This is a genomic window from Mycobacterium sp. NGS56 (genome assembly GCF_059812425.1).
Genome location: NZ_JCALCQ010000001.1, coordinates 315,168 through 330,342, shown reverse-complemented (window position 1 = coordinate 330,342; position 15,175 = coordinate 315,168). Strand labels below are relative to the sequence as shown.

Annotated in this window: 12 protein-coding genes and 1 pseudogene; 9 read left to right on the top strand and 4 right to left on the bottom strand. The window is 65.0% G+C overall.

Annotated features, from left to right (window positions below; all coding sequences use genetic code 11):
- The first annotated feature begins 26 nt into the window (after positions 1-26).
- Positions 27-1,200 (top strand): annotated as a pseudogene (locus tag AC5Y4F_RS01535) (adenylate/guanylate cyclase domain-containing protein).
- Between the two features lie 272 nt (positions 1,201-1,472).
- On the top strand, positions 1,473-2,057 hold the full coding sequence (gene abmR / locus AC5Y4F_RS01530) for an ATP-binding transcription factor AbmR (protein ID WP_499994772.1): 585 nt from the start codon (positions 1,473-1,475) through the stop codon (positions 2,055-2,057).
- Between the two features lie 30 nt (positions 2,058-2,087).
- Here abmR and AC5Y4F_RS01525 read toward each other — a convergent pair whose 3' ends face one another.
- The 3 genes from AC5Y4F_RS01525 to AC5Y4F_RS01515 all read right to left on the bottom strand — a co-directional run bounded on the left by AC5Y4F_RS01525 (position 2,088) and on the right by AC5Y4F_RS01515 (position 7,833).
- Positions 2,088-3,956: a serine/threonine-protein kinase PknH/PknJ gene (locus tag AC5Y4F_RS01525; RefSeq protein WP_499994770.1), complete on the bottom strand. Its 1,869-nt coding sequence runs from the start codon at positions 3,954-3,956 to the stop codon at positions 2,088-2,090.
- Positions 3,957-4,156: 200 nt separating this feature from the next.
- Complete coding sequence (locus tag AC5Y4F_RS01520; RefSeq protein ID WP_499994768.1) at positions 4,157-6,070, bottom strand: ABC transporter ATP-binding protein; 1,914 nt, start codon at positions 6,068-6,070, stop codon at positions 4,157-4,159.
- A complete protein-coding gene (locus tag AC5Y4F_RS01515) occupies positions 6,067-7,833 on the bottom strand; it encodes an ABC transporter ATP-binding protein (RefSeq protein WP_067939148.1) in 1,767 nt (588 codons plus the stop codon). The genes AC5Y4F_RS01520 and AC5Y4F_RS01515 overlap by 4 nt, the downstream gene beginning before the upstream one ends.
- Positions 7,834-8,015: 182 nt before the next feature.
- Between AC5Y4F_RS01515 and AC5Y4F_RS01510 the strand changes: the two genes are divergently transcribed.
- Both AC5Y4F_RS01510 and AC5Y4F_RS01505 read left to right on the top strand, forming a co-directional pair.
- On the top strand, positions 8,016-8,573 hold the full coding sequence (locus AC5Y4F_RS01510) for a DUF3558 domain-containing protein (protein ID WP_067939570.1): 558 nt from the start codon (positions 8,016-8,018) through the stop codon (positions 8,571-8,573).
- The gene (locus AC5Y4F_RS01505) at positions 8,570-9,142 is read left to right on the top strand and encodes a DUF3558 domain-containing protein (protein ID WP_197520675.1); all 573 of its coding nucleotides are present in this window, start codon (positions 8,570-8,572) and stop codon (positions 9,140-9,142) included. Before AC5Y4F_RS01510 ends, AC5Y4F_RS01505 begins: the two co-directional genes overlap by 4 nt.
- A gap of 64 nt (positions 9,143-9,206) precedes the next feature.
- Here the strand turns inward: AC5Y4F_RS01505 and AC5Y4F_RS01500 are convergent, their stop codons facing one another.
- Positions 9,207-9,710 carry a SixA phosphatase family protein gene (locus tag AC5Y4F_RS01500; protein WP_067939151.1) on the bottom strand — a complete coding sequence of 168 codons (504 nt, stop codon included), beginning with the start codon at positions 9,708-9,710 and terminating at the stop codon, positions 9,207-9,209.
- Positions 9,711-9,920: 210 nt separating this feature from the next.
- On the opposite strand from AC5Y4F_RS01500, the gene AC5Y4F_RS01495 reads away from it, so the two are divergent.
- From AC5Y4F_RS01495 to AC5Y4F_RS01475, 5 genes are all read left to right on the top strand, one after another.
- On the top strand, positions 9,921-11,444 hold the full coding sequence (locus AC5Y4F_RS01495; RefSeq protein ID WP_067939154.1) for a PucR family transcriptional regulator: 1,524 nt from the start codon (positions 9,921-9,923) through the stop codon (positions 11,442-11,444).
- Between the two features lie 185 nt (positions 11,445-11,629).
- On the top strand, positions 11,630-12,259 hold the full coding sequence (locus AC5Y4F_RS01490; protein WP_067939157.1) for an Rv1733c family protein: 630 nt from the start codon (positions 11,630-11,632) through the stop codon (positions 12,257-12,259).
- A gap of 242 nt (positions 12,260-12,501) precedes the next feature.
- On the top strand, positions 12,502-13,767 hold the full coding sequence (locus AC5Y4F_RS01485; protein ID WP_499994764.1) for an NAD(P)/FAD-dependent oxidoreductase: 1,266 nt from the start codon (positions 12,502-12,504) through the stop codon (positions 13,765-13,767).
- Positions 13,768-13,898: 131 nt separating this feature from the next.
- The gene (locus tag AC5Y4F_RS01480) at positions 13,899-14,414 is read left to right on the top strand and encodes a GreA/GreB family elongation factor (RefSeq protein ID WP_067939163.1); all 516 of its coding nucleotides are present in this window, start codon (positions 13,899-13,901) and stop codon (positions 14,412-14,414) included.
- Between the two features lie 90 nt (positions 14,415-14,504).
- Positions 14,505-14,972 (top strand): GreA/GreB family elongation factor, encoded by a 468-nt coding sequence (locus AC5Y4F_RS01475; protein ID WP_067939166.1) that lies wholly within the window; start codon positions 14,505-14,507, stop codon positions 14,970-14,972.
- The last annotated feature ends 203 nt before the right edge of the window (positions 14,973-15,175 follow it).

Genomic DNA, 15,175 nt, shown 5'->3' with positions numbered 1-15,175 from the left:
GCTCGCCTTCGTTGTACGTTGGCGACGTGCAGGACGGTGCCGACGACAACATCGACGATTTGCTCGAGGGGCTCGAGGGAAGCGCACGCACCGAACGGGCCGAACTCATCAAATGGCTTTTCGAGCAGGGCGTCACCGCCGAGGAGATCCGCACGACGAATCCACCCCTGCTGCTGGCCACGCGCCATCTCATCGGCGACGACGGTACCTACGTGTCCACCCGCGAAATCAGTGAGGCCCACGGCATCGACCTGGGGCTGCTTCAACGCGTGCAGCGCGCGATCGGTCTGGTCCGAGTCGATGACCCCGACGCGGTAGTGCACATGCGCGCCGACGGTGAGGCCGCGGCCTTCGCCCAGCGGTTCGTGGAGGTGGGGCTGGATCCCGAACAGGTGGTTCTGGTGGTGCAGGTGCTCGCCGAAGGACTGTCGCGGGCGGCTGAGGTGATGCGGTACTCGGCGCTTTCGGCGATCATGCGCCCAGGGGCCAGTGAGCTCGAAATCGCCAAGGCGTCAAAGGCTTTGGTGACCGAGATCGCGCCGATGCTGGGTCCGATGATCGAGCAGATGTTGTTCATGCAGTTGCGGCACATGATGGAGACCGAAGCGGTCAATGCCGCGGAGCGCGCGGCCGGCAAGCCGCTCCCTGGGGCGCGCCAAATCACCGTCGCCTTCGCGGACCTGGTCGGCTTCACCCGGATCGGCGAGGCGGTATCGCCCGAGGAGCTGGGTCACCTGGCCAACCGGCTGGCCGTCCTCGCCCGGGACTTGAGCGTGCCACCGGTGCGATTCATCAAGACCATCGGTGATGCCGTGATGTTTGTCTGCCCGACCCCGGGTCCCTTGCTCGACGTCATCCTGAAACTCGTGGAAGCCATCGACACCGACAATGACTTTCCCCGATTGCGAGCGGGATTGGCCTCTGGAATGGCGGTGAGCCGCGCCGGCGACTGGTTCGGCAGCCCGGTCAATGTGGCAAGTCGCGTCACCAATGTGGCGCGCCCGGGCACCGTCTTGGTCGCCGATTCGGTGTGGGACGACATCGGCGACAGCGGTGAGTTCTCCGGGTCGTTCGCCGGCGCCCGCCGCCTCAAGGGCCTGAAGAACGAGGTGAAACTCTTTCGCATCCGGCGGGGCGACGGGGACTAACGGGCACGCTGCCCGCAAGGATGACACAAGGGCAGGCCCGGCGCGACTCTAGGGGGCGTCTGACTCCGTCTTACGCGTGTCCTACGCGGCCGGATTCCTACCCCGTGTTCCGGCACTTCGAATTGGTCGCTTCCGGGCCTGCTTCGCTAACCAAAATACGCCGTCGAACAGCCCAGATCAACGGCTTTTCTCAGTCGGGTTGTGCCCTGGGAAACCCCTGGCCTGGCGCCGGACAAGGGGGGAGGCGCTCCTCCTTTCTGCCCAGTGTTTCGCTGCTGGAGAAACGGTGTTCCCCTAACTTTGCAACGATGTAATCATGTAATCATGAAGTCCCACCACACACACGGGCGGCGGTACGGCCGCCCCGGGGGTTGGCAGCAAGCCCAGCAACCAGACGCCAGCGACGCCGCGGAATGGTTCGCCGGACGTCTTCCGGATGATTGGTTCGACGACGACCCCACGGTGGTCGTCGACCGCGAAGAAATCACCGTCATCGGGAAGCTCCCGGATCCGACGAGCGCGGAAGGCGAAGCGAGCGAGGCCCGCGCGGCCGGGCGAGCTTCACGATTCCGCGAAGAAACCCGGTCGGAGCGCATGCGCATCGCCGACGAAGCGCAAGATCGTTATGGACGCAAGGTTTCCTGGGGCGTGGAGGTCAGCTCTAGGACAGGCACCGAGCGAATTCTGTTCACCCACATCGCAGTACCGGTCATGACTCGGCTGAAGCAACCCGAACGCCAGGTGCTGGACACGTTGGTCGATGCCGGTGTCGCCCGCTCCCGCGCGGATGCCCTCGCGTGGTCGGTGAAGCTGGTCGGTGAACACGCCGACGAGTGGCTGGCCAAATTGCGCGACGCCATGTCGGCGGTCGACGATCTACGCGCCCAGGGACCTGACCTGCAGTCGTGACAAGGCCGCAGCGCTTTAGTGGTGCGACGGTTAACCTTCCGGCTTTTCGCTGTCGATCTTGGCGACGATCTTGTCGGCGATCTGGCCGCCCTGATCGCTGATGTGGTACCCGCACGCGTTGATGTCGACGACTACGTTGTTGGCCACGCTGAGGGCCCGCTGACACTCCCAGCCGTCCGCGCCCTCCTGGGTGTCCATCAGCGTGACCTTCGGTGGGGCGCCCTGAACCTGGGCGAAGGTCCACCGATAGGTCTTGCTCTTGTTCGTGACGGTCACCGTCTTGCCGGCGCAGCCCTTCCACTTTTCTGCGGAGTTCTCCACGAAGCTCTTGGCCTTGTCGGCGGACGGAAAAAGCACCACGGCCTGGTTGACCCAGTGATCGTAGTTATCGCCCGGCTCCGAAGACACCAGTCCACTGACGGCCGAGTAGCCGGTGCCCGCGTACACACGATCCTGGGTGGTGTAGAGCGCGCCCTGGCAATCGGGCGCGGACACCGTCACCGAGGAGGTGTCCGTCGACGTGATTGGTTTGCCCGGCTGCATCGATGACGAGCCCATCACCGCGTTGATATCGGCCGCGCTGAGCAGCAGCGCGCTGAGGCGTTCGGGCCCCAACGGCGCGGCCTGCGGCGGTTCCGGTTTGGGTCGAACGACCAGCCAGATACCGACCCCGCTCGCGATGACCACGAGCACCACGGCGACGGCCACAATGATCGGCCAGACATTGCGCTGCGGCTTGGGCGCGGGCTGACCCCAAGGCGTCGAGCTGGTGAACTGGGGCGGGCCGCCCCAGTTGGCGTTGCCGCCTTGGTAATAGGGCGGCGCGGGTTGTCCGGCCGCGAGGATCGGGCCGCTGGTTGGGGCCCACGCTTGAGGGCTCTGCGACGGTATCGGACCGGAACTGGGGGTCGGGTCGAATGGCGATGGTGGCGGGGTGTTGTACGTGGGCTGGTACGCCGGTGGAGGCGCTAAAGCGGCGTGGGCCTGCGCGCCGGGGATGTCCGCGGTGGGCAGGGCGGCTTCCTGGCTGCGACGCAATATAGTGGCGGCTCGGTCTTGATCGGGGTTGCTGAGCGCTTCCTTGGCGGCCAGGGCCAGGTCACCCGCGCTGGCATAGCGGTCTTCGGGCTTTTTGGCCATGCCACGGGCGATCACCGCGTTAAAGGCCTTGGGGACGCCCGGGCGCTGCTCGCTGGGCGCGGGGATGGGGTCCATCATGTGCGCGGAGACCAGCACGCCGGCGCTGTCGGCTCGATAGGGCGGGGATCCGGTCAAGCACTCGAACAGCACGCAGGCCAGCGCGTAGATGTCGGCGCGGTAGGTGACCTCCGCATCGGAAAACCGTTCTGGGGCCATGTATTTCCAGGTGCCGACCGCGGTGCCGAGCTGCGTGAGCTTCTCGTCGGTGGTTGCGCTGGCGATGCCGAAGTCGACCAGATAGGCGAAGTCATCGCGGGTGACCAGGATGTTCTGCGGTTTGATGTCGCGGTGCATCACTCCGGCAGCGTGGGCGGCGTCGAGCGCGGATGCGATCTGGGTGATGATGGCGACCGCGCGGGGTGGAGTCAGCGGGCCGAAGCGCTTGAGCACACTGTCCAGATCGGTGCCCTCGACCAAGCGCATCTCCAGAAACATCTGGCCGTCGATCTCGCCGTAGTCGTGCACCGGCACCACGTGCGGTTCCTGCAAACGACCGGCGGTGCGTGCTTCGCGTTTCAACCGCTCACGAAAGACCGGGTCTCTGCTGAAGCTTTCGGAGAGGAGTTTGACCGCAACCGTCCACTCCTTGACGGTGTGTTCGGCTTCGTAGACCTCACCCATCCCACCACGCCCCAGCAGCCGTTTTAGGTGGTAAGGGCCGAACATCGACCCCGCCCGCGAGGACTGCTCGTCACTCATTCCTAATCCTTCCAAACCGACCCCTGGACTGCCGGTCTCATCCAAGACTTTGTGGACAGACACATGATTGCAACCCGTGACTGAGCAATCATGACGGTAAGCGCCCACCCGTCTCACCGCACGATAACGGGAACAATTGCCGCGCGTGTCAGCACGGGTCGGCTTGCCGAGGTCCCACCCTCGCGGCCGCAGATCCGGCGCTAGGCCTGGGTCATCGCGTAATACGCGCCCCGCCGGGCGACCAACTGGGCGTGACTGCCCTGTTCGACAATCCGACCGCTCTCGATCACCAGAATTCGGTCGGCATCACGGATCGTCGAAAGTCGGTGCGCGACGATAAAACTCGTGCGATCGCGACGCAGTTCACACATCGCGTGCTGAATAAGAGCCTCGGTGCGGGTATCGACCGAACTGGTCGCCTCGTCGAGGATCAACAATTGTGGGCGGGCCAGAAATGCGCGTGCGATGGTGATCAGTTGCTTTTCGCCGGCGCTGATGTTGGCGCCGTCACCGCTGATTCGGGTCTGATAGCCGGCCGGCAACGCCTGCACAAAACGATCGACGTAGGCGGCTTTGGCGGCGTCGAGAACATCGTCTTCACTGGCATTGGGACGTCCGTAGGCGATGTTCTCCAGGATCGTTCCGTCGAAAAGCCACGTGTCCTGCAGCACCATGCCGATTCGAGACCGCAGCGACTGCCTGTCCATCGTGGTGATGTCGACACCGTCGAGCAGGATCTGGCCCGCGTCGACGTCGTAGAACCGCATCAGCAGGTTCACCAGCGTGGTTTTGCCCGCTCCGGTCGGACCGACGATCGCGACCGTGCTGCCCGGCTCGGCCACCATGGACAGGTCTTCGATCACCGGGATGCCCGGGCGGTAGGCAAAGCTCACGTGAGCGAATTCGACGCGTCCACCCGGTCGGGGTGTGGTGCCCGCCGGGCCGGATTGGGCGGCAGGCATGGGATCCGGCGATTCCTCGGGTTCGTCGAGCATCGTGAAGACGCGTTCGGCGCTGGCCGCCCCTGATTGCAGAGTGTTGTACATGCCGGCCAGCTGGCTCAGTGGTGAATTGAATTGCCGCACATATTGAATGAACGCCTGGATGTTGCCCAGTGTGATCTGACCGGTGGCCACCTGCAGGCCACCCACCACCGCAACGGCGACGTAGCCGAGGTTGCCGATGAACGTCGTCGCCGGTGCCACCAGCCCGGAAAAGAATTGGGCGCCGAAGCTGGCGTGGTAGACGTCCTCGTTGAGGTTGCGGAATTGCTCGCGCGCGGCGGCCTGGTGGCCGAACGTCGTGACCACGGTGAAACCGCTGTAGGTCTCCTCGATGTGGGCATTGAGGCGCCCGATGCTTGTCCACTGGGCGACGAACAGCCGCTGGGAACGTCGCGCGATCGCTCGCGTCGCCAGCAGTGACAACGGCACCGTCAGCACGGTGATCGCCACCAGCAGCGGCGAGATGGACAGCATCATCGCGAGCACCGCCACGACGGTCAAAACCGCTGTCAGCAGCTGGCTGATCGTCATCGACAGCGAGGTTTGGATGTTGTCGATGTCGTTGGTGACGCGGCTGAGCAGTTCACCACGTTGCCGGCCATCGAAGAAGGACAACGGCAATCGGTGGACTTTGTTTTCGACATCGGAACGCAGCGTCACCATGGTGCGCTGCACGGTGACATTGAGCAGCCGGGCCTGCGCCCAAATCAGCACCGCGGAAACGAGATAAAGCCCGAGGGCCAGCGTGAGGGTTCGGGCGACCGCCCCGAAGTCCACGCCGTGGCCCGGCACCACGTTCATTCCGGACAGCAAGTCGGCGAAAGTGTTGTCGCCTCGGCTGCGTGCGGCGGCGACGGCCTGCGCCTTGGTGATTCCGGCCGGGAGCCGGCGGCCGATGACGCCGTTGAACAGCAAATCGGTGGCATGCCCCAGGACCCGCGGCACGACCACTCCGATCGCCGTGCCGGTGATTCCCAAGACCATCACCGCTATGCACAATCGTCGTTGCGGCGCAAGCTGTTTCACCAGGCGGGCGGCCGCGCCCCAGAAGTCACGCGAACGCGTGACGGGGACGGGCCGACTGGCCGTCGTGGTGGCCGCCCGGGTCACGACGTGCCCCCGACTTGGCCCGACCGCACGGCGCCGACCGACTGCGAGTCCGCGAATTCGGCGTAGGTGAGGCAATCGGCCAGCAGTGATTCGTGCGTGCCCACGCCCACCAGGTTTCCGTTGTCGATAACGATCACCTGGTCGGCTTTGGATGCGATCGAGATACGTTGGGTGACAACGACGATGGTGGCATTGCCGGAAGCCTCCTGCAGTGACGCGCGGACCCGGGCGTCGGTGCGCGCGTCGAGCGCGGCGAACGGGTCGTCGAATAGATAAATGGCCGGCCGGCGGATTACCGCCCGTGCGATGGCGAGTCGTTGCCGCTGACCGCCGGAGAAGTTGATGCCGCCCTGGGCCACGCGCATGTGCAACCCATCGTCGTGGGCACGCACGAAATCGTCTGCCGCGGCGATCCGCAACGCTTCCCACATCTGTTCGTCGGTGACTGACTGGTGTGGTGCAGCGCCGTACCGCAGGTTGTCGGCAACCGTTCCGGAAAACAGGTAGCCGCGCTGGGGAACCAGCCCGATCGCCGACCACAACCGCTCGGTCTGGTAATCGCGGACGTCGATGCCGTCGACCGTGACGGCTCCGCCGGTCACGTCGTAGAGCCGACAGATCAGCGAGACCAGCGTCGACTTGCCCGAACCGGTGCCGCCGACGATGGCGGTGGTGGCTCCGGGCAGCGCGGTGAACGAAATATTCTGCAGCACCGGGCGATCGGCGCCCGGATAGGTGAACGTCGCGCCGTCCAAACGTATCGTCCCGGTGATCGCTCCGCGGGGGGACAGCGGATTCGGAGGGTCAATTACGGCGGGGCGGGTGGCGAGCACCTCGGTGATCCGTTCGGCGCAGACGGCGGCCCGCGGCAACACCACCAGCGTCATCGTCGCCATCAACACCGCCATCAGGATCTGGGTGAAGTAGGCCAGGAAGGCGGTCAACGAGCCAACCTGCATCTGGCCGCGGTCGATGCGCAACCCGCCGAACCAGATCAGCGCGACGCTGGACACGTTGATGGTCAGCGTGGTCACCGGCAGCATCAACGCCTGCCAGTTGCCCGCGGTCAGTGCGGTCTTCGACAGCGCGGTGTTGGCGCGGGCGAAGCGGTCGCGCTCGAAATCTTCGCGGGCGAATGCGCGGACGACCCGGACGCCCGCCAGCTGGTCGCGCATCACCCTGTTGATGCCGTCGATCAGGCCCTGCATTCGGCGGAACAGGGGCAGCATGTGCGACATCACCCAGTAATTGGCCACGGCCATTATCGGCACGCTGACCAACAAGAGCCACGTCAGCGCGGCCTCCTGACGGATGGCCATGAAGATCCCGCCGAGGCACATGATCGGGGCCGTCACCAGAACGGTGCCGGTGATCTGGACCAGATATTGGATCTGCCGCACATCGTTGGTGCTGCGCGTGAGTAGCGTCGGCGCTCCGAATCGGGCGGTCTCGCGCTCGGAAAAGGTGGTGACGTGTTCGAACATCGCCGCGCGTAGGTCGCGTCCAAAGCCCATCCCGGTGCGCGAGCCGAAATAGACGGCCCCGACCGAGCACAACACTTGCAAGGCGGTGACCCCGAGCATCACCATGCCGAGCCGGACGATCGTGGTGGTGTCGCCCTTGGCGATGCCCTGATCGATGATGGCGGCGTTGACCGTCGGCAGATACAGCGATGCGAGGTTGCTGACCAGCTGCAGCGCCATCAGCACCGCGACCAGCCGTCGGTACGGCTGGATGTACTGGCGCAGCAGTGCCAGGAGCATTGGGTAACTGTCGCATACCGTCCACCCGGCCGTCCTCGCCAACCGCCGGACGGTCAAGGTTCGCCCAGCGCTTGTTGGCAGCCTGGAATTACCTGCTCAGGCGCGTCGGTGGTTGACCCGCTGGGCTGCCGCTACAGTGCATCGTGTGGACCAGCAGCGGGCGGAACGGAAGCAGGGCAGCGGTGCGGCGTGACACGAGGGCGCTGGCTCTCGTGGCGTCAGCATTGACGATCCTGATCCCCGCGGCCGCGGGCTGCTCGGATTCCGGCGGCAACAAGCCGGGAGCGACGGCGTCGTCGACACCGCAGAGCGGCCAGGGCAGCCACGGCGCGATGTTCCCGCAGTGCGGCGGCATCAGCGACCAGACCGTGGCCGAGCTCACCAGGGTCAACGGACTGATCAACACCGCCCGCAACTCCGTGGGGTGCCAGTGGCTCGCGGGCGGTGGCATCCTCGGTCCGCACTTCTCTTTCTCGTGGTATCGCGGTAGCCCCATCGGGCGCGAGCGCAAAACCGAGGAACTCTCGCGTGCCAGCGTCGACGACATCAACATCAACGGCCACAGCGGTTTCATCGCCATCGGTAACGAGCCCAACCTGGGCGACTCGCTGTGTGAGGTGGGCATTCAGTTTCAGGACGACTTCATCGAGTGGTCAATCAGTTTCAGTCAGAAGCCGTTCCCGCCGCCATGTGACATAGCGAAAGAGTTGGCTCGTCAATCGATTGCGAACTCGAAATGACGGCCGCGATGCGCGCCGGATCGCGCAGCAGAAGGACAGCCCGCAATGCGGCAACGGCATTGCTTGCCGCGTTGCTGGTGTTGACTGGCTGCTCCCGCTCGATCGGAGGCAACGCGGTCAAGGCTGGTGGCAATGTGCCCCGCAACAACAACTCCCAGCAGCAGTATCCGAACCTGCTCAAGGAATGCGAGGTCTTGACCAGCGATATCCTCGCCAAAACCGTGGGCGCCGACCCGCTCGACATCCAGAGCACGTTCGTCGGTGCGATCTGCCGCTGGCAGGCAGCCAACCCGGCCGGCCTGATCGACATCACCCGGTTCTGGTTCGAGCAGGGCAGCCTGTCCAACGAGCGCAAGGTGGCCGAATTCTTGAAGTACAAGATCGAGACGCGTTCGATCGCCGGCATCGACTCGATCGTGATGCGGCCCGACGACGCGAACGGTGCGTGCGGCGTTGCCAGCGATGCGGCCGGGGTGGTCGGATGGTGGATCAACCCGCAGGCGCCGGGCATCGATGCGTGCGGACAGGCCATCAAGCTGATGGAGCTGACGCTGGCCACCAACTCCTAGCGGCGATCGCAAGCGCGGCGAAGCCGGGCGCGGCGGGTCGCCGCCAACGACTAGCCTGCCGACCTCAGCGCGGCACCTCGAAGTCGATCAGCGTCGCCGTCCCGAGTTCCAGCTCTTTCCAGGCGCACGGCACCGTGAGCACCGCTATCGCCGACGTCGGAAACTTGGCCGAAATACGTTCGGCTGCAGTATTGTTCGTATCCGGCGCTGCGCCGAGGCCCAGTGCCAGGGCCGACATCGTCGGCTCATGCCCGATCACCAGCAGCGTGCCGACGTCGTCGTCCACCGTGGTGATCTCGTCGATCATCGTGCCCGGGGTGGTCGCATAGAGACGTTCGCTGTATCGCACCGGCGCCTCGATACGGGTGTTCAGCAGCGTCTCACGGGTGCGTGTCGCCGTGGAGCAGAGCACGCGCTCGACAGTGGGCGCATGAGCACGCAGCCAGTCGCCGGCGAGGCCGGCCTGCCGGATGCCGCGCGGTGCCAACGGCCTCTCATGGTCGGCCACGCCAGGCGGGTAATCGGACTTCGCATGCCGCATCAACAGCAAGGTGCGGTGACCAGTCACGAAAAATCAGATTAATCAGTGCGGCCCCGAGACGGCTACGCCGAGTGCTCGTCACCATCATCATGATCATTGCCTGATTGACAGGACCCGCTCCTGAACGCGCGGCAATCCCGTAGCGAGGCCTGACTGAGAAAATCGGGCAAGACATTTCCCTGGGACGCGCTTGACTCCTGGTTAGGCTGACTAGCAGTTCGGCATGAGGAGCCGCCGGTGATCACGTTGGACCGCTTGGTGAACGTGCTGGGTGGTTATGGAGTCCGCTTGCGTTGGTCGTCGGTGCCCAGGTCGACCGAATTGCGCAGCGTGGTGATCCACGAACCCGCGTCGGACCGTGTGGCGGTAGGCGATGTTCTGCTGGCCATCGGTGCCGGTTCCCTTGGCGAAGCGGTGCAGTGGGCTGCTTCAGCGCGCGCTGTCGTGGTGTTGGTGCGCGCCGGTGAGGAACCGATCGCGTTTGACGAGGACGCCGAAATCGGCGCGGTCATGGTCGTCGACCCGACGCTGACGTGGAGCGAGGTGAGTACGGTCGTCTACGGACTGGTGCTCGAGGGCCGTGAGACTGAATCCGGTCGTGGCCCAACGGATCTGTTCGCGCTGGCCGATAGCCTCGCGGACGCCGTGGGCAGCCCGGTTGTCATTCACGATGGGCGGTTGCGGGTGCTGGCGTATTCGAAACTGCAACAGCATGCCGACCCGGCGCGGGTGCAGACCATCTTGGCACGACAGACACCGGAGCAGCTGCGCGCCGTGTTCGATGCGCGGGGCGTATTCGCACACCTGGGGGTCTCCGACGAGCCGCTGTTTGTCCCCGAGGACTCCGAACATGGCTTGATCGGGCGCATGGTGGTGGCCGTGCGCTCCGGGGGAGAGCTGATCGGGTCGGTGTGGGTGGCGTGTTCGGCGCCGCTGGACGAAGCGGCGCGCACCGCCTTGGCCGACAGTGCGCACACGGTGGCCCTGCATCTTCTGCGGTCACGAGCCAGCGCGGACTTGGAGCGCCAAGTCGAATCCGAACTGGTGATGCGGTTGCTGGAGGGCACGGCTGATGCCGCGATGGTGGCGAGCAGGCTGGGTTTGCCGCATGACGGTTTGAGAGTTATTGCGCTGCAGGCGTTCATCGGCGATGAGCGCGATGCCGCCCTGTTGATGGCGTTCGAGCGCGCCACTGCCGGGTTCGGCTGGTCACGGCCTGGTCGCAGCGCTTTGGCGGCCAATATCGTCTACACGCTGCTTCCGGGTGGGCAGGCGGCGTCGGCGAGGCGCTGGGTAACCGGTCTGCGCGCGGCCCTCCCCGAACAGGTGACGATGTTGGCCGGCGTCAGTGGTGCGGCTGAGGTGACGGACCTCGCCGCCGCACGCCGGGAAGCCGAGGAATGTCTTGCGCTGCATGAGATGTCACCCGAGGCCACGCCTCCGGTCTATGACGAGTCATGGGCCGACATCCTGCTGCAGCGGTTGCGCACCGCGGCGCGCTCAGGCCGCTCGCCATCCCGTGGCCCGGTGGTCGAGCTCGGCCGCCATGACCGCGCCCACGGGACCGATTACGTGGCCACGCTGCGCGCATGGCTGGAGGCCCAGGGTGACCCGACCGAGGCCGGTGAACGGCTGGGAGTGCACGAAAACACCGTGCGTTACCGACTGCGCAAGATGGCCGAAATCACCAATCTGCCGCTAGACGATGCCAGGAAGCGGCTGGCGATGATGATAGAACTCGCGGCCATCGACACAGATTGATCGAGGCCGCTGTCGGCACCCGACAAACCGAGGCGGCGTCGTTGTCCGGTTGCGGCAAAGCTTTCGGCAGCGATCCACACCATCATGAAGGTTGCCAACTCAGAGGGCAGGTTTGAGGGAAGGCGGGTTCACGCCGCCCTCGCCATACCTCAAACCCACGAAGAATCGCCGATAGGAAACGTTCGATGTCCACCTCAGACCCCGATCATCGATCGATCGCCGACCGCCGACCGGATGATGACTCCGCGATGGAGACCTTCAGCGTGCGTTTGCCGTGGAGGTTGTTCATGCGCCTGTTTGGCCGTAATCCGCTGATACGCACGACGGACCGGGTGGAGGCAATGGTTTTGGCGTTGGTCGTTGCGGCGTCGCTGATCGCCGTGCCTATCAGTGCAGCCGTGGGCACAGCGGTCCACGATTCTCGAAGCCGGCTCTATGCCGAGCAGGTCCAAACTCGTCACCCGGTGACCGCGACTGTTACCGGAGGCAGTCACCCTGGCCGCAACCTTGAAAGCCCCACCGTGACCGTTCCGGCCCGATGGTTTGCCGCCGGGACCGAACGCACCGGCGACGTCACCGCGCCGCTGACAGCCAACATCGGCGACGATATTGAGATATGGGTCGATGACGAGGGCGTCCCGGTCGCCCGACCGGTGAACACGGCCCGCGACGACGCGCTGGCCTTCGCAGTAGCGACCTGGTGGGCCGTGAGCCTCTTGGCGGTCGCCCTGTTCGCCCGGGTACGTATCACGCTTGACCGGCTCCGCTACGACGGATGGCAACAGAGCTTCGACCGCCTCGTCGAGCGACGATAAGCAAGCGCGCGCCTGCTTCGATCCCCAACCCAGTCCCGCGGTGCGCGTCCGCGGGATTGAGTTTTCCTACCTACGAGGCGCTCTCGTCGCTCAGGCTGTGGTCGCTTCGGGTGCGCCGCGGCAACACGTTGTCGGGCGGCGACAATGCTTCGCACTGTCGTTGTCGGTTTCCGGCAAACACCGATGTGCCCGTGCAGCCCACCATGGAATTACCAAGTCAAATTCAGTTGCGGAGGTGTGCGATGGGTAGCGTCGAGCGCATTGAGGGCGGACCCAGGTCGGCGATCGTCATCGGCGCCGGCATCGTCGGATTGTCAACGGCGTGGTTCTTACAGGAGCGCGGCGTCGATGTCACGGTGATCGACCGCACCGGCGTTGCGGCCGGTGCGTCGTGGGGTAACGCCGGCTGGATCGCCCCGGGGCTGACCCTTCCGTTGAACTCCCCGGCGGTACTTCGCGGGGGGCTCCGTTCCCTTTTCGACTCGACAGCTCCGTTACACATGCAGCTGACCGCCGACGCGCACCTGGGTGTCTTCTTGATGCAGTTTCTGGCCAATTGCCGGCGATCGTCGTGGCAACGGGCGATGCGAGCCAACGTCGCGCTCAACGAGGAAAGCATCGAAGCTTTCGACGTGCTCACCGCCAATGGAGTCGATGCTCCGGTGACCGACTCGCCAATCACCGCGGTGTTTCGCAGCACCGAAGCGGCGCAGCGCCTGATGGACACGCTCCATCAGCTTGAAAACGCCGGTCAGACAATGTATGTCACCGCCCTGGCTGGCGAGGCGTTGCGCGAGCAAGTGCCCCTGGCATCGCCGGCGGTCACCGCCGGGCTGAACATCAATGGTCAGCGCTTCGTTGACCCGCGACGGTTCGTGGAAGCCCTGGGCCGTTCGGTGGTGTCTCGTGGGGCCGCTGTGCGCACTCTGGAGATCGACGACGTGGTCAGCACGCGCTACGGCGCTATGGTTTACCCGCGCCGCAGCAACCCGCTGTTCGCGGACGCCGCGGTGATTGCCACCGGGGCACGGCTGCCACGGTTGGCCAGCCGGTGGCTGCCGGTCCCGGTGCACGCCGGTCGCGGCTACTCGTTCACCGTCCCCGTGGATCGCCCGGTATCGGGCCCCATCTACCTGCCGGACGCACGGGTAGCGTGCACGCCCTACAAAGGCGCGCTGCGGGTTTCGGGCACCCTGGAATTCCGCCGGCCGCGCGAAGCTCGCGCCGCCCAACGGGTGGAGGCCATCGTCGCGTCAGTCAGCCCCTTGCTGGATGGAGCACGCTGGGACGTGCGCAGCAATCTGTGGGTGGGTGCGCGCCCGGTCACCCCCGATGGCCGGGCATTGATCGGTGAGGTGGCCCGTGACGTGTACGTGGCGGGCGGGCACGGCATGTGGGGCTTAGCGCACGGCCCCGTGACGGGTCGACTGCTAGCCGAACAGATCACCACCGGCAAGCAACCCGAGGCACTGCGCGATTTCGATCCGTTGCGCCGAACCGGACGCTAACCGCTCACGAGAAACCTCCAACCGCACCGGAGCTTCGCCCACCAAGGGCCTCCGAGTCGTCAGCGGCGGCTGCCTACCTTGGCCCGCCTCTGACGACGCTCCCTCGATAAACGAAAGGACACCCACTCAAAATGACCAGCACTGAATCCGTCTGGATGACACGACAGCACTACAACCGCCTGCGGAATCAACTCAACGCGTTGCGGTCAGGGCTGATCGTTGAAATTCCGGACGACTCAATGGACTTCGACGCGAATCGCATAGCGCTGCAACGACGTATCCGCGCAATCCAGAACCTTCTGACCAAGGCGGTCATCAGCGAGAATCCTGCCGATGACCCCACCGCCGAACCGGGCATGGTTTTGACCATCCGCTACGACGTCACCGGCGAGACCGAAACGTTCCTCTTGGGCAGACGCGGCAGCGAAGGCGCCGACGTCAAGGTCTACTCGATGGCGTCGCCGTTGGGCCGTGCAATAGCCGGCGCGCGCCCCGGCGACCAGCGCATCTACTCGATTCCCGATGAGACAGGACGACTGGTGACGCTGCTGGAGGCCGTGCCCTATGAGATGTACCGAACGAAGTGCGCCCGGTCGCAGTCAGCCCGCCGCGCGCCGATGTCAACAGCGACTCAAGCACCTTACTAACAGATATCGTCCGGAGACCAACCGCACCAGCGACTTTCGCGTCCCCGAGGCCGCGACCGCAAACCCCCTCACATTAGGAGAGCAACGACCATGACCAGCACCCAACCCGTGTGGATTTCACCGCGCGGCTATGAGCGGCTACAAAGGGAACTGGCCAGGTTACGTGAGTTGCACGGCCGCGCAGCCGCTGACAGTCAGTCGGACGACAACGCCATCGCCGTCCAACACGCGTCGCAAACCAGAATCCAACGAATTCATGATTTGTTGGTCAATGCCGTCGTGGGAAAAGACCCACCCGACGACGGGATCGCCGAGCCTGGCATGGTTTTGACCGTCCGTTACGACGATACCGGTGACACCGAAACCTTCCTTTTAGGTGTGCGCGGCACGGAATGCAGCGACATCGAGGTTTACTCCAAGGCATCCCCGCTCGGCGCCGCGGTCGCGGGCGCACGCCCCGGCGAACGGCGCACCTATACCCTGCCCAGTGGCGCGACCCTGACCGTCACACTGCTTGAAGCCGTGCCGTACGGAGTTCACACGGCCGGTGTGACGTGACGACCGATCATCTAGCCGCGATTCAGCACACGGCGCCCGGAGATGTTGAACCACAACCATATACGTCGGGAGCTCAGACACGACGCGTTCAATCGTCCATCACTGGCGGTCCTGCCCGGGCGGGGGTGATCACATGATGTTCGAACTAATCGACCCGGTGGCGACAATGTTTCTCCTGCTAGCGGCTGTGGGCCTGATCGTGG